The sequence below is a fragment of the Mariniflexile sp. genome (assembly GCF_052728615.1).
Genome location: NZ_JBFVFE010000023.1, coordinates 37,593 through 63,947 on the forward strand (window position 1 = coordinate 37,593; position 26,355 = coordinate 63,947).

At 36.5% G+C, this 26,355-nt stretch carries 22 protein-coding genes; 4 read left to right on the forward strand and 18 right to left on the reverse strand.

Annotated features, from left to right (window positions below; all coding sequences use genetic code 11):
* Window positions 1-18: 18 nt before the first annotated feature.
* The 4 genes from ACU1LP_RS10375 to ACU1LP_RS10390 form a co-directional block, all read right to left on the reverse strand.
* Window positions 19-948 carry a proline iminopeptidase-family hydrolase gene (locus tag ACU1LP_RS10375; protein WP_445736209.1) on the reverse strand — a complete coding sequence of 310 codons (930 nt, stop codon included), beginning with the start codon at window positions 946-948 and terminating at the stop codon, window positions 19-21.
* An 87-nt stretch (window positions 949-1,035) separates the two neighbouring features.
* The gene (locus ACU1LP_RS10380) at window positions 1,036-1,719 is read right to left on the reverse strand and encodes a hypothetical protein (protein WP_445734552.1); all 684 of its coding nucleotides are present in this window, start codon (window positions 1,717-1,719) and stop codon (window positions 1,036-1,038) included.
* Between the two features lie 113 nt (window positions 1,720-1,832).
* Window positions 1,833-3,536, reverse strand: coding sequence for a tetratricopeptide repeat protein (locus ACU1LP_RS10385; RefSeq protein ID WP_445734553.1), 1,704 nt, complete (start codon window positions 3,534-3,536; stop codon window positions 1,833-1,835).
* A gap of 122 nt (window positions 3,537-3,658) precedes the next feature.
* Entirely contained in the window at window positions 3,659-4,015 is a 357-nt protein-coding gene (locus ACU1LP_RS10390) for a RidA family protein (protein WP_445734554.1), read from the reverse strand.
* Between the two features lie 204 nt (window positions 4,016-4,219).
* On the opposite strand from ACU1LP_RS10390, the gene ACU1LP_RS10395 reads away from it, so the two are divergent.
* Window positions 4,220-5,335, forward strand: a complete 1,116-nt coding sequence (locus ACU1LP_RS10395) for an ATP-binding protein (protein ID WP_445736210.1) — start codon at window positions 4,220-4,222, stop codon at window positions 5,333-5,335.
* A 75-nt stretch (window positions 5,336-5,410) separates the two neighbouring features.
* Here ACU1LP_RS10395 and ACU1LP_RS10400 read toward each other — a convergent pair whose 3' ends face one another.
* From ACU1LP_RS10400 to ACU1LP_RS10450, 11 genes are all read right to left on the reverse strand, one after another.
* Window positions 5,411-5,929 carry a YybH family protein gene (locus ACU1LP_RS10400; RefSeq protein WP_445736211.1) on the reverse strand — a complete coding sequence of 173 codons (519 nt, stop codon included), beginning with the start codon at window positions 5,927-5,929 and terminating at the stop codon, window positions 5,411-5,413.
* 179 nt (window positions 5,930-6,108) lie between these two features.
* Window positions 6,109-6,414, reverse strand: coding sequence for an EthD family reductase (locus tag ACU1LP_RS10405; protein WP_445731467.1), 306 nt, complete (start codon window positions 6,412-6,414; stop codon window positions 6,109-6,111).
* Between the two features lie 58 nt (window positions 6,415-6,472).
* A complete protein-coding gene (locus tag ACU1LP_RS10410) occupies window positions 6,473-7,210 on the reverse strand; it encodes a hypothetical protein (RefSeq protein WP_445731468.1) in 738 nt (245 codons plus the stop codon).
* Window positions 7,211-7,385: 175 nt separating this feature from the next.
* On the reverse strand, window positions 7,386-8,417 hold the full coding sequence (locus ACU1LP_RS10415) for a methyltransferase (protein ID WP_445734687.1): 1,032 nt from the start codon (window positions 8,415-8,417) through the stop codon (window positions 7,386-7,388).
* Between the two features lie 204 nt (window positions 8,418-8,621).
* Window positions 8,622-9,566 (reverse strand): nuclear transport factor 2 family protein, encoded by a 945-nt coding sequence (locus tag ACU1LP_RS10420; RefSeq protein ID WP_445734688.1) that lies wholly within the window; start codon window positions 9,564-9,566, stop codon window positions 8,622-8,624.
* A gap of 52 nt (window positions 9,567-9,618) precedes the next feature.
* Window positions 9,619-10,557 (reverse strand): NAD-dependent epimerase/dehydratase family protein, encoded by a 939-nt coding sequence (locus tag ACU1LP_RS10425; RefSeq protein ID WP_445731471.1) that lies wholly within the window; start codon window positions 10,555-10,557, stop codon window positions 9,619-9,621.
* Window positions 10,558-10,791: 234 nt separating this feature from the next.
* Window positions 10,792-11,313 carry a nuclear transport factor 2 family protein gene (locus ACU1LP_RS10430; protein WP_445731472.1) on the reverse strand — a complete coding sequence of 174 codons (522 nt, stop codon included), beginning with the start codon at window positions 11,311-11,313 and terminating at the stop codon, window positions 10,792-10,794.
* Window positions 11,314-12,027: 714 nt separating this feature from the next.
* Window positions 12,028-12,771 (reverse strand): hypothetical protein, encoded by a 744-nt coding sequence (locus ACU1LP_RS10435; protein WP_445736212.1) that lies wholly within the window; start codon window positions 12,769-12,771, stop codon window positions 12,028-12,030.
* A gap of 149 nt (window positions 12,772-12,920) precedes the next feature.
* Complete coding sequence (locus ACU1LP_RS10440; RefSeq protein ID WP_445731474.1) at window positions 12,921-13,661, reverse strand: LytR/AlgR family response regulator transcription factor; 741 nt, start codon at window positions 13,659-13,661, stop codon at window positions 12,921-12,923.
* Entirely contained in the window at window positions 13,662-15,611 is a 1,950-nt protein-coding gene (locus ACU1LP_RS10445; protein ID WP_445736213.1) for a histidine kinase dimerization/phosphoacceptor domain -containing protein, read from the reverse strand.
* 238 nt (window positions 15,612-15,849) lie between these two features.
* Window positions 15,850-19,638 carry a histidine kinase dimerization/phosphoacceptor domain -containing protein gene (locus ACU1LP_RS10450; RefSeq protein ID WP_445736214.1) on the reverse strand — a complete coding sequence of 1,263 codons (3,789 nt, stop codon included), beginning with the start codon at window positions 19,636-19,638 and terminating at the stop codon, window positions 15,850-15,852.
* A 287-nt stretch (window positions 19,639-19,925) separates the two neighbouring features.
* Between ACU1LP_RS10450 and ACU1LP_RS10455 the strand changes: the two genes are divergently transcribed.
* Entirely contained in the window at window positions 19,926-20,927 is a 1,002-nt protein-coding gene (locus ACU1LP_RS10455; protein WP_445736215.1) for a T9SS type A sorting domain-containing protein, read from the forward strand.
* 339 nt (window positions 20,928-21,266) lie between these two features.
* Here the strand turns inward: ACU1LP_RS10455 and lysA are convergent, their stop codons facing one another.
* Window positions 21,267-22,502, reverse strand: a complete 1,236-nt coding sequence (gene lysA / locus ACU1LP_RS10460; protein ID WP_445731478.1) for a diaminopimelate decarboxylase — start codon at window positions 22,500-22,502, stop codon at window positions 21,267-21,269.
* Window positions 22,503-22,627: 125 nt separating this feature from the next.
* Window positions 22,628-23,083, reverse strand: coding sequence for an HlyD family secretion protein (locus ACU1LP_RS10465; protein WP_445736216.1), 456 nt, complete (start codon window positions 23,081-23,083; stop codon window positions 22,628-22,630).
* A 412-nt stretch (window positions 23,084-23,495) separates the two neighbouring features.
* On the opposite strand from ACU1LP_RS10465, the gene sucC reads away from it, so the two are divergent.
* The gene (sucC, locus tag ACU1LP_RS10470) at window positions 23,496-24,689 is read left to right on the forward strand and encodes an ADP-forming succinate--CoA ligase subunit beta (RefSeq protein WP_445731479.1); all 1,194 of its coding nucleotides are present in this window, start codon (window positions 23,496-23,498) and stop codon (window positions 24,687-24,689) included.
* A 57-nt stretch (window positions 24,690-24,746) separates the two neighbouring features.
* On the opposite strand, the gene ACU1LP_RS10475 is transcribed toward sucC, so the two are convergent.
* Entirely contained in the window at window positions 24,747-25,115 is a 369-nt protein-coding gene (locus ACU1LP_RS10475) for a DUF1456 family protein (RefSeq protein WP_445731480.1), read from the reverse strand.
* Window positions 25,116-25,476: 361 nt separating this feature from the next.
* Here ACU1LP_RS10475 and ACU1LP_RS10480 point away from each other — a divergent pair, with 361 nt between their 5' ends.
* Complete coding sequence (locus tag ACU1LP_RS10480) at window positions 25,477-25,884, forward strand: TerB family tellurite resistance protein (RefSeq protein WP_445731481.1); 408 nt, start codon at window positions 25,477-25,479, stop codon at window positions 25,882-25,884.
* The last annotated feature ends 471 nt before the right edge of the window (window positions 25,885-26,355 follow it).

Sequence of the window (26,355 nt, forward strand, 5' to 3'; positions counted from 1 at the left end):
ATACATTGTGTGCAGTCTTTATTTAATCTTTTCAACTTCTTTAAGAAACTTACTTATTACTTCATATACTTTTTCTGGTTGATCGATCATTGTCTTATGTGCGGCACCGTCAATAATTTCAACATTTGCATTCCTAGATAATTTTTGATATTTGTACATAGTTTCTGGTCTTGCTTCATCATATTCACCTGCCATAAAAAGAATTGGTTCGGTGATTTTGTATAGGTCAGCTGTCCTATCAAAATCCTTAAGGGTGCCAGTAATATTAAACTCCGTTGGGCCCCACATATATTCATAAATTTGATCGTTGAAACCGGGTACATTTTCACATTCTATGTTAGGAATAATAGGCCAACTCTTTCTGGACATGTGTCTAACATAAAACGAATCAGTTGCAGCAAGATACTGAGGTGCGTTGTAATTTTTTAAAGCTTCGTATTTAAAAATCGTGTCCTGAACATTTACAGGCAGTTGAGAAAGCAAAATTTTGGCATCTGCCATCCAATCAGGACTACTGATATGTGGGCTAGAGAAAATTACAGATTTCACCCCTTTCGGTTGCTTTGTAATCATGTATTCTATTAAAAATGTGCTACCACAAGAATGTCCCAATATGTGTAGATTATCCAATTCCAATGCACTTCTTAATAAGTCTATTTCATTCACAAATCGTTCCGTTTTCCAAAGGGTTGTATCAGTAGGTCTGTCCGAATTTCCTGAACCTAGTTGGTCATAGAATATTACTGGACGGTCTTTAGCCAATAGAGAGAATCCAGGGATCATTGAACAACTCCTCGAACCTGGCCCACCATGAAGAATTAATAGAGGAATTCCATCGCCTTCCCCCACAATTTTGTACCATATTTTACCACCTTCAACATTTACGCAACCTTCCTTTTCAATGATATTTTTACAAGACGAATTTATCAAAAGAGAAAAAATACACATTAGAGTAATTACTGTTTTCATAGTTTTTTATTTTAAAGTTATTCGTTTGTCATTTCTTTGATTGCACACAACTATTTTATATACCTATTATCGTACCTTTTTCCAAATTACCGGTGCAGCCAATTCCAAATTCGAGGTACTTGTTGTCGCATCATATTCTTGCCTAAAATCCAAGCCAATACTATCGCAAGCCTTGGTTACTAAATCTAAATAATCTTGGGGAATTATAGTGACTCCTTTGGTCTTTTTTGAATCATATACGTATTCAGGCGTGGCTTTATAGGCGTAAACTTTTCCTCCCTCAAAATTATATTCGGTAATCTTTTCGGTTACATCTATACGTTCGTAACCAAATTCATACAGGTCCATAGCTGCAATTTCTTGGGCTGTTACCATATACAAAACGGCATTCATTGCAGTGCCTTTTTTTGCGGTAATGTTTAAGTAAATACCCTTGCTAAAAAGCAGCGTGTCATTACCTTTAATATAGTAGCCATCATTTTTCAGTTCTTCTTCTGTATATCCCTTGTCATCATTAGAAGCAACGAAATCCCAACTTCTTTGAAAACCGTCAAGATGAACCAGATAAATGGAGTCCGTGTATGTATGTTTGAATACCTCTTCAGCTCTGTTAAGTGACATTAACGACCCAAAGCCAATCATTCCTACTTTGCCTTTTTCAATAACAATGGTCTGCTTGTTTGATGGTTTTTTACAGCTAATAAACAGGATTAAAAATGTGAAATAAAATATTAAATTTTTGATTTTCATTGGTTTGAATTTTTTTGTTGATATGTATGCTAACATAGGATAAACTAAAGTCGAAATCTAATTCGCTCGAAACAGTAGTTCTCGACTGTACTTGCCTGCTAAATTTTTCCCACTTAAAACATTTCATAAATACCGACATCTGCATACTTTGCCGCCGCCGATAGCAATTTTGTATATTCTTTCGCTTTAACGGAATCTCCTTTTTGTGCATACACAATCCGTAAGGCATTATAGACATACGCACTTTTTGGAAATCTTTGTAATAGTGTCTGATATGTTTCTACCGCGTCATCATATTTTTCGGCTTTTATCTGCGCAGCGGCAAGGCTCATGGCTACTGGTCTTGCATATAAGGGAGGCTCGCCATAGCCAAGATCTGCTTCATTTTTGTGGGCCTTTTTCAACAGCATCAGTGCCTGTTCGTAATGTCCCTGCTGACTTGCAATGTAGCCTTGAAGCTCCAGACTTGCGGTGTTGATGGTATTTTGATAATCTTGATTAAGGGTGCTTTCCTTATCCATTTGTTTGGCATTTCTCCATAGCAAAGCATCTAAACTGTTGGAAGCACTTATTGCCATGGATACATCGTTTTTATCCAGTGCCGCCATACCTTTTGTAAATAAGGTAAGTGCTTTTTTGAATTCCATATTTGAATGACTGAATACAGAATCATTATCCACTATCTGCTCAAATTCTGCGGTGGCTTGTTCCCAATTGCCAAACGCCATTTCCATCTTTCCTGGAGCCAATAAGCCCTGATGGAAAAATCGACCATCGTAGATGTCTTTTCGATTTTTGGAAATGGGCATTTTTTTGAGTCGTTCGGCGTAGTATAAAGCTTCTTTGTGCCTACCGTCGTGAACACAATTATTGATGAGGTAATTGATGTTGTGAATGTAATTCCAATCATCTACTTCCTCTATCCCTTCATTTTTCATATAAATAGAATCTACTTTTACCGCTGCCACAAAGGCATCGTGGGCCTTTTTGTAATTACCTACCCGATTATAAATGTGGCCGGGCATATGCACAATATGGCCAGAAGCGGGCGCAAGTGCTGTAAGCGCATCGGCGCTGGCGAGTGCTTCTTCAGGGCAGCAATTTTCTTTTAAGTGAATCCAGTAATGATGGAATGCGTGGCTATTGGGAGCAACCCGTTTCACATCTCTTAATAAAAACTCGCTGTACATTTGGCCTTCAATGGGTTTCATATCTGTATCAAAACCACTCATTTTGTTTAGTGCCAAAAAAAGTTTTGCCTCTACATCATCAGGAAATTTATGGATGATAAGTTCCCATCTTTTAGCTATTTCAGGATAGGCTTCCTGTTTTAATGAATCTTTTAAAAGTGCGATCTCTGCATATAGCCTTTCGTGTTCATTTGCTTTTGGTAGTAATTTTTTTATTTGCTTTATGGCATCTTCCATGTTGGATTTGAAAATGCTGTCCTTGTTAGGTGTCGGCATTTGCAATAATCCCCAATAAGGCATGATGGCAGTGGAGTCGTTGCGAATGGCTTCTTTGAAGGCGCGATAGGCTTCAAAATCCCAAAAGTCGTGCAATAGCGAAATGCCTTGATTGAAATAGGCCTGTGTTTTTTCGGAGGTCGTTTCAATCTTTAATGTGGAATTACCTGCACCTTTCATAAGCTTTGGTGGCGGAAGGTTGTGCACATAGATGATTTCTGACCGAGACGCCAGCATGTGGGTAAGATGGTTATGGCTTTCTGCGGTGGCATCGTCCGTTTTATGATGCTCGTGCTGTGCAAAAATAATTAGAGGCAATAGTGCTACTGTGATGAGAAAAAGTTTTTTCATATTATTTTTTAATTGTTTCATTATTACATTTTGTAAACCTCCAATTCAATCTCTATCAAAAATTCCGACAATGCCAATTCTTTCACGCCAAGCCAAGATCCTGTTGGGAATTGTTTTTTTTTTTAGATTTCAGCTCTGTAACCCGACAATTCTAAAAATTTGGGCATGTTTGTAGTGAACACATTTTCCACCACAACATCATCGAATGTGCATCCGTAGTGTTTCAATACTTTATCTAAATCTGCATAGCAATTTTTCATCTGTTGTTCAAAATCGCCTATGGCAGTTGGGTTCCCATCATCGTCCATACTGACAGCATCAGAGATTTTGATGTCGTTACCGATTTTCACGGCGTGTGAGTAGCCATAGGCCTTTTCTACGTCTGGACGGAGAAGAAAATAGTCTGGTGTTTCATTTCCAACAATGGTTGCGGTGGATTCAGATTTTTCTACTGTTGTTTCCGTCTTGTTTTTTTTCACTACAGCTTGATATTGAAATTGCTGCCACTAAAGCGATTGCCATTGTTATAAATTTTGTTGTTTTCATTTTCGAATTGATTTGAATGGGTATCTTTTGAATAATTTTTGATTTTTTGTTCTTGCAAATTAGAAGTTGAAACTCTAATCTGCAAGCAAATGATTAATAGAGTGTTATATGGTTAAATTCTTCAAAGTGCCACCAAAATGCCGATAATTGCTGTTACCGGACCTCGGCAAAGTGGTAAATCCACGCTCATTCGTTATTTGTTTCCTAACCATACGTACCTTAATTTAGAGGATATCCAATTGCGTTCTTTTGCGCTTGAGGATCCCAAAGGATTTCTTTTCAATGCGGGAAAAAATGCCATCATTGATGAAATACAATATGTTCCTGATCTTCTTTCTTATCTTCAAGTGATCACCGATCGTGAAAAAATTCCGGGCCAGTTCATCATTTCCGGTTCACAAAACCTCCTTTTAATGGACGGTATTTCCCAAAGTCTTGCCGGAAGGGTCGCTATTTTCAACCTTTTGCCTTTTTCCTTGGAAGAAATCCACACTACTGATGATGCGTTAAAAACCTATGAAGATTATATTCTTCAAGGATTCTATCCGCGTATTTATGATCTTGACCTAAACCCCAACCAATGGCTCAATGATTATATCAGAACCTATGTGGAGCGCGATGTGCGACAAATAATCAACGTTGGCGATCTTAACACCTTCCGCCAGTTTCTCGAAATCTGCGCTGGCCGCATCGGTCAATTGGTTAATTTTTCCGAGATTGGCAATCTTATAGGTGTATCATATAAAACGGTTTCCAAATGGCTGAGCGTCTTGGAAACGAGCTTTATCATTTATACCCTTCGTCCTTATCATCAAAATTTCAATAAACGTATTGTAAAATCTTCCAAACTTTATTTTTATGATACCGGTTTGGCCTGTGCGCTTCTCAATCTTCGCAATTCGGATGATCTAAATCAGCATTTTGCAAAAGGTGCTCTTTTTGAAAATTTCGTCATCACTGAAATCTTCAAAAATCAGCTTAACAAAAACATTAGGCCCAAAAACTATTTTTGGAATGCCGCCGGGGCTTATGAAATCGACCTTTTGATAGATCAAGGTCCTAAACTTGTTCCCATTGAAATAAAATCTTCCCGTACCATTAATTCCCAGTTTTTTGCGGCCTTCACTTATTTTCAACCAATTTCCGGTGCACTGCCAGAGAATAGCTATGTGATTTATGGTGGTTCCGAAAAACAGACCCGCAGCATTGCGCAAGTACTCGGTTGGGAAAACCTGAATGAAATTCCGTTGTGAGCTTAGGTTGTTCGATGGCCTAAGCCTTGTCCGTTCCCTGTGAAATTTGTTTTTATTCCCATTTTTATTTATTGGTTACTTTGTTTGATCATGAACAGGCAGTGGCTCATTGGCGCTCCACATGCCATAAATGGAAATCCATCTTCCTGTCTCATCGCGCCTCAATAGTTCTGTAAATTTTCCAATATCCGTAACAATGGAACCATCTTCGGCTTGAAACTTTAATTCAAAGGTGCCAATTTCATAACCCAGATCACCATCACTACTGGCATCGATGGTTCTTACCTTGGCATCCACCAAACCAGCATCTATGGCACCTTGCCAATAATTTTTAATGTTTTCCCGCCCGGTAATTATGGCTTCGTTTGGAGGTAGGAGCGATGCGGTTTCGCTGTAAACGCTTGCTGCTGCCGTGGCATCTTTTGCCAATAATGCTTTAACAAAATCCCGGTTCATCTGTCCAAGTTCCTCAACAGTTGCAGATTTAGGCATTTGCATACCATTTGTTTCGTTTTCGTTTTGTTTGCAGCTTGTTATGCTTATAAAAGCGATTAAGACTACCATGCTGATAATTGTTTTCTTTAAATTTTTCATGTTTAATATATGTTTAATGGTTATTAAATTACTAGCCAGCTACAAAGCCCCATCCATTTTCAAAAAACCGCTTGCGCTAGCTTCCATAATGCTACGGGTAGCAGGTGCTGTTAGTGCTATCTTTCCTTCGGGCCTTTTTTTGTGATTTGTGGGTTTCATGGGTGGTTTTTTTATTGATATTAGTGTTCAACAGCACCTACCAAAAGGGTGGCGCCTCCAGTTGCGAAATTGGAAAGATCGTTAGCTGTTGCTTGTCCTTCAGGAGAACCCATCGCTTTTTGCATGGCTTCCGGACTTTTATACCAAAATTCGGCCATACGGTAATAGTCTGGTTTTGTGCCATCAGGACCATTTAAAAATTTGGTAAGCTCTAACTTTTCATGCCCCGTCATTTTTGCTGCTTTAGGCAAATGCGTATGGGCATAATAATTTTCAAAAGCTGAAACATCTGTTGGATGTGCGTAAAGTACTGTTAGTTTAATCATGATCTTTGTTTTTAGTTTTTTTTCTTATCTATATGATCCTTAAAAAATTAATAGGTGTTTATGTTATAGGCAATAGTGCAAACCATTTGGCAAATGCATCCCATAAAGGAAAGCTTATTTGAAAGAAAATTAAATAATGGAATATTATAAATAGTATTAACAAAGTAGGGAAAACCCATCTGCCGCTTTTTTGTTTTCTTTCTATAAATATTAGTGAAACAATAAGTGCATACATGATGGCAACGGTAATTGCCAACCCAAGGAAAAAGTCAGGTTCCGGCAAAATAGTAAGGATAATAAAACGGCCCAAAGTAGGTTCAATAAACACAATGCCAGTGGCTATCATGGCCCGGGCATGAATTTGGACGTTATGCCTGTGCCTAATGGCTATGCTGTACATTATGCCTATTATTACTACATCTTTTGTTTGCAACCATAAACTTGCGCCTAGGTTTTCAGTTATTTGCCCACCTATCCTATAATGTTTCAAAAGTATTACCGATATAAAGAACAATGGCAAAATGATATAGCTTAACTTACCGATCGATCTATGTATGGCCAATTTCTTTTTTCTGATTAAAATGGGTTGGGTTATCAATATTACGACCCAAAGCGACGCCATTACCGCATGAAAATGGAAGTACATATTAAAGTTTGCCGTTCCGTCCATGTATTTGGAAAAGTACGAAGGCCAAAACCCCAATAATACCAAAACAAGCAATCCTATAAAATAATATCCGGATTTTTCAAATTGGATTTTTCGTGGACGCTTGATTTTGTTAGTGGATGCTTTCATTTTTGGTGGGTTTTAATGGTAATCAATATATAGTGGTTGTATATGGTTTTTAAATTAAAACTGTTGTTGATATACTTTGGGGAAGTATAATGTAATAGTATAAATATAATTTAAAGAGGCTTGAAAAGTCTATTCTTTGTCAAACTGCCCCAAAAGCTTTCGGGATTGTTATGGTTTATTTTATAGCAATGGCGGCACTTGTGGGGCCGATTAATGGCATAATGGAAGTTTTGGAAAATCCAGCGGCAACGCATAGCTCCTGGAAATCTGAAAACGAAAAGTCATAACCTTCCGGAGTTTCTATGAGCATGTTCAGCGACATTAACAACCCGAAGTGGTTTTCCCGCCTGTCGTTGTCTATAATGTTTTCTATCACGACAAAGGTGCCCCCTTTTGGTAATGCATCATAGGCTTTTTGTACGAGCATTCTTTTGTCTTTTTTACTCCAATCGTGAAGCACGTTGCCCATAGTGATGACATCGGCTTTTGGAAGATCATCCACAAAAAAATCGCCAGAAACTACCTGAACGCCATCATTCAGATGCATCGTACTGATAACCTCTTTAGCTATTGGAGTAACTGCTGGCAAATCAAAACTTGTGCATTTTATATGCTTATTGTGCATGGCCACTTGTGCGGAAAGATGCCCGCCGGCACCACCAATATCGCAGAGCGATTTATAATTGGAAAAATCGAACTGCTTTGCAAACGTAATAAAATTGCCCATTTGCACACCGGCCATACCGCTTACAAATTCCTTAAGCTTTTTTGGGTCGGCGTAAATTTCTTCAAAAAAAGGTTTGCCTCCGTTTTTGGTCTCATTTTGTGGCAGCCCCGTTTTTAAGCCCGCTTCCAAATTGTTCCAGAATGGATACAATCGATTGTTGCACATTTCGAGAATACCACCAACATAGGTTGGCTTGTTTTTATCAAGAAATAAATTGCTATCGAGCGCATTGCTGTAGATTGCCGTAGTCTTGATTCCAGTACGTTCCAAAAAAGCCATAGCTACCAAGGCATCCAGAAAATCGTATAAGCTTCTGTCGTGCAATCCTAAGTTTTTCTGAATATCCTTACCAGACATTTTGTCGTCTCCCAATACGGTGAATAAGCCCATATTAACAGCGGTCAATAAGGTTTTTGAATTAAAGAACCCCGTACCGGTTTGCAAGATTTTTGACGGATTGATTGGTTGTTGTGTTTCCATTATTTATTAATTTAGAGTTAATTATTTTTTCAAATTTTATGACATCTTTTTATCAGTACAAGCGATACAGCAAACCCCTGTCCTGCTGCGTGACTTGGAGAAATTGAGATTCCAACACGTGCATCTTACATATTTTGGTATGAGTTCCATTTTAAAAACTAAAGGCAGCTTAGGTGGTTAAAGCTGCCTTTAAATTAAATAAGGTTATTTAGCATTTAATAATGTTGGGCTGTAATAGATCATTTCAGCAACAATTTTTCCATCGGCATCAAAGCTATCGCTAAAATGAAAAGGTACAGAAATTTCTTTTTTGTCCGATTTGCGTATCAAACGGTAGTTCCACCATGACAGCACTTCACGGCCATCGCCCATTTCATATTCCAAATAATCGGGATATCCTATCATATCGATACTAACTATTTCATAATCATCCAAAAACTTTTTCCACATAGGTGTAATTTCAGCTTTGGTAAGCGATTTCCCAAGTTCAGTATTGATATCAGAGAATCTGGCATCATCAGAATAAAAGCTCATGGTTTTGTCAAGGTCGCCATTTTCATAGGCATAAGTTAGTTTACGAACCGTATTGATGTTGTCGTGGTGGTTGTAAATGGTGCCATTGGTTCTGTTAGAAAAACTGCTTCTTATTTCATCATTAATACTTTCGTTGCTATAGCTTATTACGGTCTGTATTTTGTTGTCTTTGTTTACAACATACAGTCGGTGTATGGGCATATTGACTTTAACGCCCGTTTTTTTGTGAACGCCTTTTAAATCTTCCCAAGTTTGCACCCAGACCACATCTTTTTGATTGCCTTCTTTATATTCCAAGGCATCCGGATAAGCACCTTTGCTACGGCTAATGGAATAATAATCCAAGGCATCAAACCAGCCTTTTGCTCCTTTAGAGAACGATTCTTTATCTTGCCCTTTGTCATTGGCATTTATACCTACGCCATTATAGGCTTTAAAGTCATCGGCCAAATAACTGGCAACTTTATCGGTATCGCCGTTTACAAACGCCTTGGTCATATTTTCAACCACGGCAATTGCAGGATGGTCAATATAAATGGTGCCATTTTTTTTCTGCCCAAATGTTGTAAGAATACCTGTTAAGGCAAGAACGAATAATAATGTTGTTTTTTTCATTGTTTTTGATTTTAAGAGTTAATTAATTATTGATTTATTTTTATTGAAAATTTTAATTTGAATATTCGTTTAATGTTGATTTTACCGATTGGAACGGTAGGCCCAATTGGCGTTCTGCCAACTGGTTTTGATAAATGATTTTTGGTTGATGTTTTGGAGGTTTTCCGTTCAACATCAACGAAATATCCGAAACAGGATAGCTTTCACTGCTCAATAAGTAGTTTTTGCCATGTAAACCAGAAATCGTTGCTGCTTTATATACCCCTTCTGCTACATCTTTAACATCAACAATGGCCATTTCAACATCTTCATCATAAAGCATTTGTACGAACGGATTGGGCGCAAGATTATTTTTGATCAGATACTGTAAACCTGTTGAAGTGGAATCTTCTCTTTTTGACAAGGACTTTCCAAAAACGCCTACAGGTGATACACTTGTAATTTCATAATCGAGGTTAGGATGTTTTTTGATGAAATCATTAACCGTTTGGTTCGCAATAAATTTTGCCTGCGCATACGGATGGCTCTCTGTGCTCATAAAAGGGGTGTCATTTTCGTTAAAGGTGTCGGTAGATGATTTTCCACCTGCGGGCATTGGGAAATTGGTGTTCCAGGCAGCTACCGAAGCTATTAGAACCACTTTGTCGATAGTTGGTGTTTCATTAATGACTTCCAAAAAATTTTCAGTGCCCTTTATGGTGGGGTCGAAAAGTTCTTTTTGCGCATCTTGCACGTCCAATTGAAACGGTGTGCCTCCATGGATTACAATATCACAATCTTTTACAAACTCTTTTAATTGCGTTTTATCTTCAACATTTAATTCGCTGATGTACAAATGATCGGAAAAATCAAGACCCATCAAATGTTCGTATTTTTCCTGTTTTGAAATATCGGTGGTAGAAACTTTTACCTCAAATCCGTTTTCCAAAAATCGCTTGGTAATATGGCTTCCTATAAAACCAGCACCACCAATAATGCCTACTTTTTTCATGTGTTTATATTTATTGTTTTTTTAACGGTCATCCCGATAGCTATCGGGACTGTTCGCTATTAATCATTCCCTTGAGTGATAATGCTTTTAACATGCTCGTTTCATGATATTTTTGATTAATTAATAAAACAGGCAGTTGGCAATAGCTTGAGTGACTAATTCAAAAAAATTATAATGAATAACTTTTTGTTACTATTGCCATATTCTCTCCCAAAAATCCGCCTGTTTTTTTTGTTAGTGTTCTTTAATTTGTTCAGGTATGCCTTTAGTAGCTTCTACCTCTTGGATATCCATCATTAACTTTGAGACATCCCAATAGCCATCTTCCCTAACAATTTTGCCATCAATAAAACGTGCCGTAATATGTGCAGGAATTATATAAAGTTTGTCATTGGCTTTTAAATTAGCTTCCCAATGCCCCCAAAAGTTTACCCAAGTTTCACCTTTATCAGTTACAACCATTTCATATTCCACACTCTCCGGGTCGTATCTCCATGATGAAAATAGTGCAGCATCTTCTTTATTTTGAGCAATTAATTGGGCTACGGTTTGTGCCTCTTTTATGGTTACGTTATTTAATATTTTGGAGGTATCTGCATAATAACTTGCCATGGCGTTCCAATCTTGCTTTTCGTAAGCTTCGATAACTTTTTTATAGGAGTCTATTTCTGGTGAATGCTGTGTGTAACGTTTTTCTTGTTTGTTACAAGCTGTGAATAGAACGATTGCAAATCCTAATAGGAATAATGTTTTCATTGTTGGTTGGTTTAAAACCCCACAACTCTAAATATCAAAGAAATTGTGAGGTTGGGTTTTGGTTGGTTGTCTTTTTGCCGTGATATGATAATGGACTTGTTTTTTTGTTTCCAAAATTGATGATTTTTAACAAGTTGATTAATAAGGATCACTATATATTCTGTATCTAAGTAACTAATAATCAAAGTAAAATAAAAGTGGTTTAGGACGAAATACGTGGTTTACTGTCCGAACACTACTTTTAGTTTATCGAATGCCATCTACAAAATTTGGGGAATGAAGTCATCTTGACTTTTTTTAGCAATTGCAATTTCTGGCGGTTGTTGTTATAACGTTTGTTTTATATCTTGCAAGCTGCGGATCGGACTATTTCCAGGCCTCATAAGAATGCCTTTTTTTATGTTTTGTCTTAACCACAAGGCAAGGCCAGAAAAATGCCTTTTCATTCCAGGCAAACCTCGGGGTATCAAAACCCACTGGTAGGAATGGGGTCTTAAAAGTATAGTTCTATAATTTAATACATGACAAAAATTGGTGGTATGTTTGGTTGTCGGTTTCAGTCTGGGCGCTCCCGATAACTATCGGGACGAAAACGTTGGAAATTTCGTTTTTAACAGCATTTCAACTTTAGCCTATTTTGAGAGATAACCGAAAAGGGCCCAGAATATGGCACTTTTTAATTTTTGCCATGTACTTATATATGGTTGGTTAAAATTATTGGTTACTTAATTCTTCTTCCAGAGTGTACAAATAGCTCCAACTGGAGTCCAAAGAGCTGCGGAATTTATTTCGTGTTTCCGTGGTTTTTGTTTTGCCTTGAACCGCTTCATAAACTTTCCATACGCTATCAACATCAATATCCAAATCTGCATAACTTTTAAAGGGTGTGGATACAATATAGTCGGCTTGGTCTGGCGATCCACCCATAAAACGATACCAATAGCCTCTATTGTCCCCTTCTTTTTTAATTAAAGCAGCTGATACATCTTTAACAACTTCATCAAAAATTGTTGAGTTTTTTACTTTGAAACTAGATACCCAAACAAGTTTTATACCTTCCATGGATGCTTTTTTGCTCCACTCAGGCATGTACCTGGTGGTATTGAATTCAGTACTTTCAATATGTGGAATAATAAAATCCAGGGCAATGGCTCTGCACATTTTACTGGTTTCATCCGGTTTATCCATTTCTGCCCAATTTGCTAGCCTTCCAGACAGCACATAAACATTGCCTTTTCCTTGAACGCGATGCCATACGTTCCATTTATCGGTACCATTGTTCTCTTGGTAGCACTTATTCCATTTTTTAACGCCTTCTTGGAAATTGGAGTCATGGCCAAATTTTATGGTGAACTCGGTCAAATTCAACATAAAACTTTCTTGATCTTGTGATTGCGCTGTTAAGGGAAGCATGATGCATAGGCCCATGACTGCTAAAGCTGTTTTTAAAATTCTCATGATTACTTGTTTTTAATGGTTAATTATTTCTCTAAGTAACTCACAATCAATTTAAAATAAAAGGGGTTTAGGACGAAATATGTGGTTTACTGTCCGAACACTACTGTTTGTTTATCAAAGCACATTAGGTAAATTGATAGTTGAAAAATCTATATGGTTTGCAACCTGTTGAGCAATTCCTCTTTTAAAGACTTGCTTACAGGGATGGCTTTTTTAGCGATTACAATATGGCTTGTGGCAACTTCATCAATTTGGGAGAGGTTGACGATGAAGGAGCGATGTACCCGTATAAAATGTTTTTGTGGTAATTTTTCGTCGAGGTCTTTTAACGTCATTACCAATAAATATTCTTTTAGTTTTGAGTAAATACGGCAATAGTTGCGTTCTGCTTCTATATAGAGAATGTCTTTAATATCCACTCTCACCATTTTTTCAAAATGCCTGACAAAAATGCTATCGCTTAAAATAAAAGGATCTATTTTTTCTGTTGAAGGCGTTGCTTGTTCTTTTTCAGATTTTACCCTGTTTATGGTTATTTCTATGGCGCGCTCTAAGTCTAATTTTTTGAAAGGTTTCGATATAAAAGCGTAGGGATTGGTAGATTTTGCCCGGTTAAAATGGGCTTCATCAGCATTGGCGGTTAGGTAGATGATGGGAATATTATATGTTTTTTGCATTATTTGAGCCGTTTCAATACCATCTATTTTGCCTTTTAAATTGATATCCAAAAGTAAAATATCCGGTTGCTGTTGCTCTATATGCACCAAGGCTTCTTCGCCTCTTGGAATGATGCCGGTTACTTCATAACCCAATGTGGTGAGTTGTAACGAAATGTTCGCTGCTATTATCATTTCGTCTTCTACAATTAATATTTTTGTTTTTTGGGTCATTTATGCTGCTGTATTTAATTTAAAATGGAACAGAACAGACGTGCCGTTTTGGTTTTTTTCCATCATTTCACCATTAAGTTGTTGGGTGAGTAATTTTATGAGTTGCGAACCAAAACCAGTGCCTTTGGGAGCTAATCCGGCTGTTTTACCAATGCCATTATCAACAACTTTTAAAGTTAAGGTTTCTGGGTTGGATTTTGATAAACTTATTAAAATATTTCCTGAAGCATTTTCAGGGAACGCATATTTTAAGGCATTGGTAAGCAGTTCATTTACAATCAACCCGATAGGCACCGCCGTATCAACATCCAATTCCAACCGGTCCATGGCACATTCTATTTTCACTTTATCGTCTGCATTAAACGTATCTAAAATACCTTCGCCCAAATTAAGAAAATAGTCTTTCATTTCGATGCTTCCCAAATTTTCGCCTTGATATAACTTTTGGTGGATGATGCCCATGGACTGTACCCGGTTTTGGCTGGCAATCATGGCATCCTTGGTGGCGGAATCCTCCAATTGTGCCGATTGCAAAGCAATCAAGCTTTTAACGAGCTCCAGATTGTTTTTTACACGGTGATGGATTTCTTTTAGCAACAGTTCGTTTTCTGCATTTCGGATGTCCAATAAATTGTTTTTATCCTTTAGCTCATTATTTGTTTTTTCAAGCTCAAAACCGGATTTTCTCTTAAGCCTATAATTACGGTACACCAACCCCAATAAAAGACTTCCAATTATCAGAGCGACAATAAATAGTTGTTGTTGCAAGTGTTTTTGGCCCAGTTCTTCGTTTTGCTTACTTAAATCTGCTTTTAATTCATTTTCGCGCAAACTTCTTTCGTTCGTTTCCCTTTCAAAATCAAGTAATTCTGAATAAAATTGTTCTTTGTATTTTAATGCGTTTATTAAATCCCCCTTTTTTTCGTACGCTTTACCAATATATAAAAGTATATCTATGGCTGGTTTTGCGTTTTTATGCTCTAAATGGAACTCCCTGGATTTTTTATAATAAGCAATTGCAGAGTCATATTTTTTATCGTTAAGGTTAAGATCGGCAAGTAATCCAAAACAGTACGGATAAATACTGGTATCTTTATTATAGGTTTCAATAATTTCAATGGATTTCATGATGTTACTTTTGCCTTCAGCATATTGTGCTGGACTGATGCTATCTTTTCCTGTTTGCGGATAGGTAATTAATTCGCGGCCAACTTTGGAATAATACCATGAATAAGCGTACGGAGTTGGGTAATCTTTTACAATAGACTTTAAGTTTGCCACGTAATAGCTGACCGAGTCATTGTTTTTATCTGTATGAAATGAAGTCAAGAACAAATTTGTGGTAAAAAAGTGCCAGTTATTTTTATTTGAAGGATGGGTTTTGTAATAATTATAACTTTTAAGTAAATATTGATGTGCCATTTCCAGTTCATCTTTAATCCCATATTTGTAGTGAAAAACACCTTTATACATAGATATCCTTGCTTGTACATCTTTATTTTCCTTTGATTTGAGATAGTCGAGCGCTTTTGTAAATAATTCTAAAGATTCTTTTTGGCCAATCACATCTATTTTTATTAAAATTGCCCATAATGCCAGATAGTCAAATTTCAGGATCCGATATCTATCTACCGCGTCAGGTAACTTTGAAACAAACTTCCATCCCGTTTGTGCATTCAATTCCAATTGATCATTTGAGGTTGAATAAATGATCATATCCATGTAAATGTTCCCTAATTGCTCTAAATGGTCTATTTTATTTTCATTTAGGCCATGTATAGCTTTATTAAAATAGTAGCGACTACTATCTTGATTGTATTGGGGCATAAAATTAAACCACAGTGCTTTATTTTGATATGTTTTACTTTGGTTTAAAAGCATATCGGTATCATTTTGCCCAAAGGCAAAGTTAATTACAAGAACTAAAAAGAGGCACGATTTTCTTTTCATGTGTTTATGCTTATTGTTTTTTAACGGTCACATGGTTCTTCCATATAATCATTCCGTTGGGTATCAAAAACTCGTTATGGAAGTTTCATGTGTTTATGCTTATTGTTTTTTAACGGTCACATGGTTCTTCCATATAATCATTTCGTTGGATACCGAAAACTCGTTATGGAAGTTTCATGTTAAATTGGCTATTCTTTTTTATGGTTTTTGAATGTATGAAAATTCATATTTTGGTTGTTTAAGCTGCTGCATGTAATTTAAAATGGAACAAAACAGAGGTGCCGTTTTGGTTTTCTTCCGTCATTTTACCGTTAAGTTGTTGGGTCAATAATTTTATAAGTTGCGAACCAAAACCGGTGCCTTTGGGCGCTAATCCGGCTGTTTTACCAATACCGTTATCAACAACTTTCAACGTTAAGGTTTCTGGATTTGATTTTGATAAACTAATGGAAATATTTCCTTTTGCATTTTCCGGGAATGCGTATTTTAAAGCATTGGTAAGCAGTTCATTTACAATCAACCCGATAGGCACCGCCGTGTCAACATCCAATTCCAACCGGTCCATGGCACATTCAATTTTTACTTTATCATCGGCGTCAAACGTGTCTAAAATACCTTCACCCAAATTAAGAAAGTAGTCTTTCATTTCGATGCTTCCCAAATTTTCTCCCTGATATAATTTTTGGTGGATGATGCCCATGGATTGTACCCGGTTCTGACTGGCAATCATGGCATCTTTGGTGGCGGAATCTTCCAATTGTGCCGATTGTAAAGCGATTAAGCTTTTAACGAGTTCCAGATTATTCTTGACACGGTGATGGATTTCCTTTAGAAGAAGTTCATTTTGTTGGTTTTTACTGTCCAATTCAATATTCAATGCTTGTAATGTCTTTCTTTTTTTACTGATGTTTTTAAGACTGAAATACATACCCATGAGTCCCAGAGCTAGTAATACTGCAATGCCCACGTACAATAATTGGGTTTTACGTTGTTGTGCTATTTGAGAATCTTGTGCCGTAATGGTTTCATCTTTTTGTGCCGTTTCGTATTTTACCAAAAGTTCCGATTGCAGGCTTTTAATGGTTTCTTTGTGCATGGAGTCCTTTAAAACCTCGGCCAACTCGTTGTATTTAAGTGCTTCAGCATACTGGTTTAAATGCTTAAGACAGTTGGACAATGCTTCATACCTGCGCCATAAAAAATTGGGTTCATTAAAGGTAATGGCATAGGTTACACCTTCATTCAAATAGGGTAGGGCAGCTTCGTAATTTTCTTGGGCCAAATAGGTTTCTCCCACATAATGTGCATAACCACCACCAATGGCGTCTCCATACAGTTTTTTAGCTTCTGTTAAAACGTACAAAAAATCTTTAAGAGCCTTATCGTATTCGCCCAAATTCTTATAGGCACTGCCTCTGCCGTTGTAGGCTTTTAGAATATCATTATCCCCAATGCCTAATTCCTTAAAAATACGGATGGTTTCATTGCTTTGTTGTAATACTTTTTGATAATCCTTATTTTGCAGATAGGTTTCAATGGTAGCTGAATAGGCAAAACCCAACTCTTCTTGATTGTTGAGTTTTTTTATGAGGAGGATGCCTTTATCTGCATATTGAACAGCCGAAAAGGTATTATGGGTCAAGGTATAAATATCCGCCAGGTTTATATAATTGAGAGCCAAACTTAATTCGTTTTTGGATGCTTTACAAAGCGCAATGGTTTTAAAAGCCTCTTTTTCGGCAAGATTATATTGTTTCCGACTGATATAGTCTGAAATAATATTACCATGAAGTTCAATACTTTTAACTGTGTCCTTTAAAGAAACATAGAGTTCCAAAGCTTTTTTGTCATAATACAAAACGGAATCAGGGGTTTTAAAGATGTAAAAATGGTAGGAATGCCAATTGGCCAAATTCGCATACGATTGGGCAATTAAAGAGCTATCGCCATTTTTTATTACTGCTTTTAAGGTTTTATGGGCTTTTTGGTAAGCGATGGTGGAATCTTTATAAACAGTTACATGGGTTGTAACCCAATCAACATCGGAATCCAAAGCTACTTTTGGTTTTTGTGCAAATGAAAGTTGAAGACAAAACATAAGCAGTATGCATGCTGCATGTAATTTAAAATGGAACAAAACAGAGGTGCCGTTTTGGTTTTCTTCCGTCATTTTACCGTTAAGTTGTTGGGTCAATAATTTTATAAGTTGCGAACCAAAACCGGTGCCTTTGGGCGCTAATCCGGCTGTTTTACCAATACCGTTATCAACAACTTTCAACGTTAAGGTTTCTGGATTTGATTTTGATAAACTAATGGAAATATTTCCTTTTGCATTTTCCGGGAATGCGTATTTTAAAGCATTGGTAAGCAGTTCATTTACAATCAACCCGATAGGCACCGCCGTGTCAACATCCAATTCCAACCGGTCCATGGCACATTCAATTTTTACTTTATCATCGGCGTCAAACGTGTCTAAAATACCTTCACCCAAATTAAGAAAGTAGTCTTTCATTTCGATGCTTCCCAAATTTTCTCCCTGATATAATTTTTGGTGGATGATGCCCATGGATTGTACGCGGTTCTGACTGGCAATCATGGCATCTTTGGTGGCGGAATCCTCCAATTGTGCCGATTGTAAGGCAATCAAGCTTTTAACCAGTTCCAGATTATTTTTTACACGGTGATGGATTTCCTTTAGAAGCAATTCATTTTGTTGGTTTTTGGCAGCCAATAATTTATTTGTTTTTGTACGGGCCATATAACTTCTATATCCAACAAACAGGAATCCTAAAAGTAAAAAAGCAACACCCACACTAAGCCATTGTACCAACCGTTGTTGGGTAAGTTGTGTTTTTTGTGATGCTATGGTGCTTTCCTTTTTTTCGGTTTCATATTGGGTCAATAGGTTCGACATGGTTTTGTCGCTTTCTGCTTTGGCGGTGCTATCGCGCATTGTTCTTGCTTTCTTTTGGTACTCCAATGCCAATGGGTAATTGCCCATTTTTTCATAAATAGTGCTTATATGCCCATAATTTTCAGTTAAGTTGGCCAAATCCTTGTCTTCTTCTTGAAAGTTTACCGTTTGAAGTTGGTATTTTAAGGCTTCTGGATAATTGCCCGTTAACAGATTGATCTCGCCTAAATTGGCAATAACGGTAACGGAAGCATTTCTGTAGTTGGTTTGTTTTGAAAGTGTTAAAGCCTCTTGATAATCTATCATGGCATCAGAATATTTACCCAGCCTTTTAAGGGCATTTCCACGGTTATTCAAAAAATCGCATAAATTCATGGCGTTGAACCCTAATGATTTTGCCAAGGTAAGTGCTTTATCAAAATACATAAACGATTTTTTGGGTTGGTGCATTCCAATGGTAGCACTTCCTGCGTTGGTATAACTGTAAACCAACTCCTCATTCAAATCATTTTTTTTACAAAATTCTATGTTTTTCAAGGCATATTCCAATGCCTCTTTATACCGTTCTTGTCTGTATAAATCTTCGGATATTCGAGTATGGGCTCCTGCAATTCCGGCTATATCGTTTATAGATTCCATAAGTCGCAACGCTTTTAAGTCGCTTTGCATGGCGTTTTCCAATGCGCCCCCTTTTTTATAGACCCAGCCAATTTTAAAAAGCGTAGTGGCTTGCCCTTTTTTGTCATCAATTGCGGCATATCCACTTAGTGCTTTATCAAAATGATGGGATGCAGAATCCAACTCTAATAAGTTGGCATGGATACTACCTTTCATTTCATTGAATTTAGGTTTCCAATTGTCACTTTGCAAATTATTGGCAAGTGTCACGGCTTGTCGCGCATAAATTAGGGCTTTTTTCAAATCGGTATTGGAAGCAACAGTTACAATGTCTTCCAACAGCTCTAATTTATTACTGTTTTTTGTTTCTTTTGAAAGTAATAAGTCAAGACTGTCTATGGATGCGTTTTGTGCAAATGAACATTGAAAGCAAAATAGAAGGAATATAAAAACAGTCCTTAATATAAAGAAGAATCTAATAAAGGAAATTGGCATAAAGTCTTTTTCTTGATAATTAATTCAGCTTCAAAAAAGACTTAGGGAGTACTAAGGCGTAATATTATAGAAAATATTGAATATTAACAAATTTTTTCAAGGGTATTCATGAATTATGTTATGGAATTAAAAAACAATTAAGGTTTTCTAAGTATTTTTAACAACAAAGATGGCATGATATTTAGTTCAATATTGCACAACAACTGAAAAACAAGTTTCTATATCTAATTAAAATGGCGCTTTCCAAAAGTTTAAATAGATTTGATTAGACTTTAAATCTTTAAGCTATGAAATCAAAACTACTTTTTTTATTATTCACACTGCCTTTTTTAGGTATCTCCCAAACCCCAATCAGTACTTATGAAAGCCCGAACGGCTCTACGTATTCAATTCTAAGTACATCGCCAATTTTAGACCAAAGTGCTACCGGTGCCAATGTAACTTGGACCTTTGATATGCTTTCCCAAACAGGGGTATCTTCGGATAGCTACGCAGCTCCGTCCGCAGCGGAACTAATTACGTTTCCAGGAACAACCTCGGTGGCCACGGTTACCAGAGGTACCGATGTAACCAAGATTTTTACCAAAAATACCGCTAATACGCTTTCAATAACTGGAGCCGAGGCAGAAGGTTTATTGTTAAATTATAGTACAGATAACGCCTTGATTGGAACTTTACCGTTGAATTTTGGTTATGCCAATACAGATAATGTAGCAGGAACTTTTGTTTATAACACCACCACCAACGGAACATTTTCCGGCACCCTTACCGCATCAGTGGATGCCTATGGGACTCTGGTAATGAATGATTTAGGTGCAGGTGCCTTTAATGCGCCCGTTACACGACTTAAAGTACTTCAGAATTTAAACTTATCGGTTTCTATAATCACTGGGAACGCAACACAAACATCCTATAATTATTACGACATTAACGGGAATCTTGTTCTTAGAACAACCACAGCCAGTATTACGGTTCCTTTATTAAGTATAAGTACAACCACTTCTATTTATGAACGCTTATTAACGGGAGCTTTAAGTACCTTTGAAAACGAACTTTCTGAAAACAAGTTCCGCATTTCCCCAAATCCAATAATAGATGATTTGAATTTGACCTTTGATACTGCTGTGTCTATTAAATCAATCCTTATATCTGATATAAGTGGCAGACAAATTTTGAAAGTGGATACAAGTGAAAAAACCTTAAAAGTAAACCAGTTGAATGCGGGCATTTACATCGTTACAATTTCTACGGATAAGGGAGTGATGTCACAGAAGATTATTAAGCAATAGATGGTAATTTGAATTAAGTACAGGATAAAAATTTAATCATTGTAATTCCCCGATGCTCAGCATCGGAGGTATTAGAAGAAAGTTTGAAAACGGATGGTTTTCATAAAATATTAAAACTTTCTTCCGTTTGACACCTTGATGGCTCTGCCTCGGGGTAGTTCATTTAAGTTCAAATCATTAAAACAAGCTTTTTCATTAAGTCTTCCCCTTTTTTTAAGGGGAGGTGCCGATAGGCGGAGGGGTCTTTAGAGTAATTATTTTGATACTATGAGAGGTTTTTGTCACGCACTTAACAAAAAAACACTTTTCAGACAGCCTATTTTTTCATATTGAAAACCCTTATACCGAAGCCGCTTTTTCTTTTTTGGCCGAAAAATCCACTTCTATTTGATTATTTATAATATCGTCAAAGGTTTCCCTTTTTCTAATAAGGTGTGCTTTGTCTTTGTACCATAATACTTCCGCTGGTCGGAATCTGGAATTATAGTTACTGGCCATAGAGAAGCAATATGCACCGGCGTTTTTAAAGCATAAAATATCGCCTTCATTAATTTCGTTGATGCGTCGGTTATTTCCAAACGTATCGGTTTCACAGATGTAGCCTACCACGGTATAAAAACGCTCACGCCCTTTTGGGTTTGAAATATTTATAATTTCGTGGTGCGAGCCATAAAACATCGGCCTTATTAAATGGTTGAATCCAGAATCCACTTGGGCAAAAACCGTTGATGTGGTTTGTTTGATGGCGTTTACTTTGGTCAAAAAGTTACCGGATTCACTCACCAAAAACTTCCCAGGCTCAAAAGCCAAGGTTAAATCCTTGCCATATTCTTTACAGAACGCATTGAATTTGCTGGAAAGTTTTTCGCCCAGTTCCTCAATATTGGTTTCAATATCACCAGGTTTGTAAGGCACTTTAAAACCGGAACCAAAATCGATAAAATCCAGATTTTTAAATTGTTTTGCGGTTTCAAACAGTATTTCGCTGGCATATAAAAACACTTCAATATCCAAAATATCGCTACCGGTATGCATGTGTATGCCATTTATGGTCATTTTGGTATTTTGTACAATACGTAGAATATGAGGTATTTGATGAATGGAAATTCCGAATTTAGAATCGATATGCCCTACCGAAATATTGGCATTTCCACCAGCCATAACGTGTGGATTAATACGGATACAAACAGGCGTTTTTGGGTGTTTTGTACCAAATTGCTCTAATATGGATAGGTTGTCAATATTGATTTTAACCCCTAATTTGGCGGCTTCTTCAATTTCGGACAACGACACGCCGTTGGGTGTAAATATTATTTGTTCTGGTAAAAAACCGGCAGCCAATCCCAATTGCACTTCTTGAATGGAAACCGTATCGATACCAGAACCCAACGAATTAAAAAACTTTAATATCGATATATTTGATAATGCTTTAACAGCATAATTTATTTTAAGACTTTTTACGCTTTTAAAAGCATTTGTTAAGCTTTTGTATTGCGATTCAATTTTTTCGGCATCATAAACATATACCGGACTTCCAAAATCCTGTGCTATTTTCAGCAATTGATTTTCCAACATAATTTTCAAATTTTTGTCAAAGATATTTCTTTAGAATAAATAAAAAAGGAATTAGCGAAAAATTATACAAATTAAACAAAATGTTAAATATATAACAATTGCGTTTGGGTAATAAATGGTACTCATTATCGTTTAAACACTTCCTTAAATTGATAGAAAATACGGTCAATGAGTCTTAAATCTTCAGTAATTATTTCTGCTAAGTCTGTCATTTCCTGTTTAAACACTACTTCTTTATGGTAGGAAGTTATGAGCTTTTGAGGTAGTTTGACATCTATAAGATATTTCCCTTCTTTATCTTGAATTAAAGACATGGTTTTAATCTCACCGTTAATGACTCCAAATTCGGTATCAGGATAGTTGTCAAGTTTTACATGAACTCGCTGACCGGTTTTTATTTTACCAGAATTTTGTATAGGTGTTTTGAGTTTTGCAATATACGATGAATTCTCTGTTGGTATTATCGTGAATATTAAATCCCCTTGCGTAACCGTTTGATTAACATTCCAATAATTTAGAAAAACCACTTTTCCATTAATATTCGATTTAAAAACATATTGGTATTCCCAATAAATGCCAATACATTAATTTTAATGGATTTTTTATTGGTCTCAAATAGAGTTAAAACTATGTACTTTAGTGCATCTCGCTTTAGCTTCTAAAAATTTTGCCACGAATCGCACGAATTTTCACGAATTCTCTCGTTTCCTGAAAAGGTGGGCGTAAATAATTTACTATCTATTTCACGAATGCAACAGACTTTCAGTCTGTTTTAAAAACCTATGGCACTTTAGTCCATAGTGGTTTATTTGGTAAAAATCATGAATTTAAGAAATTGCCACTATAGTAAAATTATTGCTCGAAGACAAAAAAATATAATTTAAGAATAAAATAAATAACATTGTAAACTTGATTTTTAAGTTTTCATAATTTATTATTAGGGTAAGTTAACATGATTATTTACATTTGCTAACTATAACCATTTAGCACATTATGAATTTACACGAATATCAAGGTAAGGAAATTTTAAGCAGCTTTGGGGTACGTATCCAAAGAGGTATTGTTGCACAAAACGCTCAGGAGGCAGTTACTGCTGCAAAACATTTAACAGCAGAAACGGGCACGAGTTGGTATGTTGTAAAGGCACAGATTCACGCAGGTGGCCGTGGTAAAGGCGGAGGTGTTAAACTTGCCAAAAACCTTAAGGAAGTAGAAGAAATAGCTGGGAACATTATAGGGATGAACTTGATTACGCCACAAACATCGGCTACCGGGAAGCGTGTGCACCAAGTTTTAATTGCTGAAGATGTTTATTACCCAGGCGAAAGCGAAACGAATGAGTTTTATATGTCCGTATTATTGAACAGAGGGACGGGTAGAAATATGATTATGTATTCTACTGAAGGCGGCATGGATATAGAAACCGTTGCTGAAGAAACGCCACATTTAATATTTACTGAAGAAATAGACCCCAATGTTGGGTTGTTGCCTTTTCAGGCAAGACGCATCGCTTTCAATTTAGGATTGTCTGGGAATGCGTTTAAGGAAATGACGAAATTTGTGACCAGTCTTTATACCGCTTATGTGGAATCGGATTCGTCTTTATTTGAAATTAATCCTGTTTTAAAAACAAGCGATAACAAAATATTGGCTGTTGATGCGAAGGTAACCATTGACGATAATGCCCTTTACAGACATAAAAAATATGTGGATTTACGTGATACGCGTGAAGAAAGTGCCATTGAAGTAGAAGCAGGAGAGCTGGGTTTAAACTATGTAGACCTTGACGGAAACGTGGGTTGTATGGTGAACGGAGCAGGTTTGGCCATGGCTACTATGGATTTAATTAAGCAAGCAGGAGGTGAGCCAGCTAACTTTTTAGATGTTGGTGGTACTGCTGATGCTGCTCGTGTAGAAGCGGCTTTTAAAATCATATTAAAGGATCCCGCTGTAAAAGCTATTTTAATCAATATTTTTGGTGGTATTGTACGTTGCGACCGTGTGGCGCAGGGGGTTATTGATGCCTATAAAAACATGGGAACCATCAAGGTGCCCATTATTGTACGTTTACAGGGTACCAATGCAGATATCGCAAAAGAATTGATTGATAATTCTGGTTTAGCTGTTTTAAGTGCTACCGAGTTTCAGGAAGCTGCCGATAAAGTGCAGCAAGTATTAGTGGGTTAATTTCCTGCGAATCCCGATAGCTATCGGGAAGGAATCTCATAAAACAAAAAGAGCACATTAACTATTGCTCTTTTTGTTTGTTTTAGAATGTAATAAACTCTTCTTTTTTATAAATTTTTTAGGTGTCGCTTTCGCGGAAGTTTCGCTTTTTTCAGTAACCGCTTTGGATTTTGGAACTTCCTCTTTTTTGGAATTTGAGTTTTTCGGTGGCATCGGTCCACGCAAGTGAATCACCAATCCATTTAAAAAATTCCGTAATATTTGGTCGCCACATTCCATGTACTTGGGGTGGTCTTCTTTTCTAAAAAAAGCACCTAATTCGCTTGTAGAAATTCTGAAATCCACCAGCTCTAAAATTTTAACAATATCATCATCCCGAAGCTTTAAAGCGACGCGCAGTTTTTTTAAAATATCATTGTTTGTCATATCTATAATTTAATATCCAAATTTGTGTTACCGTTTATCGATAGCTCACCCATGGAGTTGCTTTTCTAGCGTTTTTCGAATTTTTGTAAAGATACCTTAAAAAATTGTTTTATTTTTTATTATTATTGGATAATTAATATATTATAATTATCTTATATTCAATTAGTTAAAAATTATTTTACGTCGTTTCAAATCATTACAATCCATGTTTTTTTGTATGGTCAATTTATGTTTTCGAGATGAAAGAAATGATATTCACGACCAAATACCCACGTCTTTTCGATAAGTTACATCATATCTACGATTATTAAATTACTCTTGTGTGTATCTTTATGTTATTAATTAATTAATCCCTTAAGTCATGATTAATAGAGTAGAAAAGTTAAGTCTTTTGTCCGAGATGATCGCTTTCGCGAAGTACGATAAAGACATAAAGCATATAGAGTATAATTTTCTGCTTGGAGTCGCTAAACAATTAGAGATTTCTCGCGAAGATTTTGACTATTTGATAGAGCACCCCATAAACTATATCCATTTAAAATCGCACAGCGAACGCATTGTACAATTCCATCGTTTGGTTTTATTGATGAATATAGAAAATCAGGGAGATAACAACTCAAAAGGTGCCATAAAACTTTACAACTTTGGGCTGCGTATGGGGCTTAGCCATGAGTCCATTACAAAAGTATTGTATTTAATGGAAAGTTTTCCTAACAAAATAGTGCCACCAGATGTGTTGATAGATATTTTTAAAACACAGTATAATTAATCATTGTTTTATCGTAAATTAAAGCTGTCTGAAAACAGATTTACTAGAATATTGGTTTCATTGAATGCCACACAACGTATAGCGAATATGGTTCCGTTTCAATGAATTATATCCAAAGCAAAACGAATTTATATTTTTTCCTAAAAAGTACATAGAACTCATTTAAAGTTTTTGGATTGACTAAAAAATTAATCATTTTGTGACCAGTTGAAGGCTTTTTTTAGTTGCATACAGGGCAAACGCCTTTAAAAAATGTTCTTATATGGTCCATGATAAACTCCTTTGTTTAATATGGTTTTTTGCTTTGTGCATCTCAGTGCAATAGCTGCAACACAAAGGCATACAAAACATTACACGTCCCGATGGCTCTCGGAACCACAAAGATCATTAAGGACATAAAAGCGTTTGCCCTGTCCCGTTAGGGACTTCATTTGGGTAGTGGCATATCAATACGCTGGTTTTCTGTGCCTT

What these genes read in the sequence shown, in the direction of transcription:
- ACU1LP_RS10375 (WP_445736209.1), bottom strand. Translation starts at nt 948, where the DNA reads ATGTGTATTTTTTCTCTTTTGATAAATTCGTCTTGTAAAAATATCATT.
- ACU1LP_RS10380 (WP_445734552.1), bottom strand. Translation starts at nt 1,719, where the DNA reads ATGAAAATCAAAAATTTAATATTTTATTTCACATTTTTAATCCTGTTT.
- ACU1LP_RS10385 (WP_445734553.1), bottom strand. Translation starts at nt 3,536, where the DNA reads ATGAAAAAACTTTTTCTCATCACAGTAGCACTATTGCCTCTAATTATT.
- ACU1LP_RS10395 (WP_445736210.1), top strand. Translation starts at nt 4,220, where the DNA reads ATGCCGATAATTGCTGTTACCGGACCTCGGCAAAGTGGTAAATCCACG.
- ACU1LP_RS10400 (WP_445736211.1), bottom strand. Translation starts at nt 5,929, where the DNA reads ATGAAAAATTTAAAGAAAACAATTATCAGCATGGTAGTCTTAATCGCT.
- ACU1LP_RS10405 (WP_445731467.1), bottom strand. Translation starts at nt 6,414, where the DNA reads ATGATTAAACTAACAGTACTTTACGCACATCCAACAGATGTTTCAGCT.
- ACU1LP_RS10410 (WP_445731468.1), bottom strand. Translation starts at nt 7,210, where the DNA reads ATGAAAGCATCCACTAACAAAATCAAGCGTCCACGAAAAATCCAATTT.
- ACU1LP_RS10415 (WP_445734687.1), bottom strand. Translation starts at nt 8,417, where the DNA reads ATGGAAACACAACAACCAATCAATCCGTCAAAAATCTTGCAAACCGGT.
- ACU1LP_RS10420 (WP_445734688.1), bottom strand. Translation starts at nt 9,566, where the DNA reads ATGAAAAAAACAACATTATTATTCGTTCTTGCCTTAACAGGTATTCTT.
- ACU1LP_RS10425 (WP_445731471.1), bottom strand. Translation starts at nt 10,557, where the DNA reads ATGAAAAAAGTAGGCATTATTGGTGGTGCTGGTTTTATAGGAAGCCAT.
- ACU1LP_RS10430 (WP_445731472.1), bottom strand. Translation starts at nt 11,313, where the DNA reads ATGAAAACATTATTCCTATTAGGATTTGCAATCGTTCTATTCACAGCT.
- ACU1LP_RS10435 (WP_445736212.1), bottom strand. Translation starts at nt 12,771, where the DNA reads ATGAGAATTTTAAAAACAGCTTTAGCAGTCATGGGCCTATGCATCATG.
- ACU1LP_RS10440 (WP_445731474.1), bottom strand. Translation starts at nt 13,661, where the DNA reads ATGACCCAAAAAACAAAAATATTAATTGTAGAAGACGAAATGATAATA.
- ACU1LP_RS10445 (WP_445736213.1), bottom strand. Translation starts at nt 15,611, where the DNA reads ATGAAAAGAAAATCGTGCCTCTTTTTAGTTCTTGTAATTAACTTTGCC.
- ACU1LP_RS10450 (WP_445736214.1), bottom strand. Translation starts at nt 19,638, where the DNA reads ATGCCAATTTCCTTTATTAGATTCTTCTTTATATTAAGGACTGTTTTT.
- ACU1LP_RS10455 (WP_445736215.1), top strand. Translation starts at nt 19,926, where the DNA reads ATGAAATCAAAACTACTTTTTTTATTATTCACACTGCCTTTTTTAGGT.
- lysA (WP_445731478.1), bottom strand. Translation starts at nt 22,502, where the DNA reads ATGTTGGAAAATCAATTGCTGAAAATAGCACAGGATTTTGGAAGTCCG.
- sucC (WP_445731479.1), top strand. Translation starts at nt 23,496, where the DNA reads ATGAATTTACACGAATATCAAGGTAAGGAAATTTTAAGCAGCTTTGGG.
- ACU1LP_RS10475 (WP_445731480.1), bottom strand. Translation starts at nt 25,115, where the DNA reads ATGACAAACAATGATATTTTAAAAAAACTGCGCGTCGCTTTAAAGCTT.
- ACU1LP_RS10480 (WP_445731481.1), top strand. Translation starts at nt 25,477, where the DNA reads ATGATTAATAGAGTAGAAAAGTTAAGTCTTTTGTCCGAGATGATCGCT.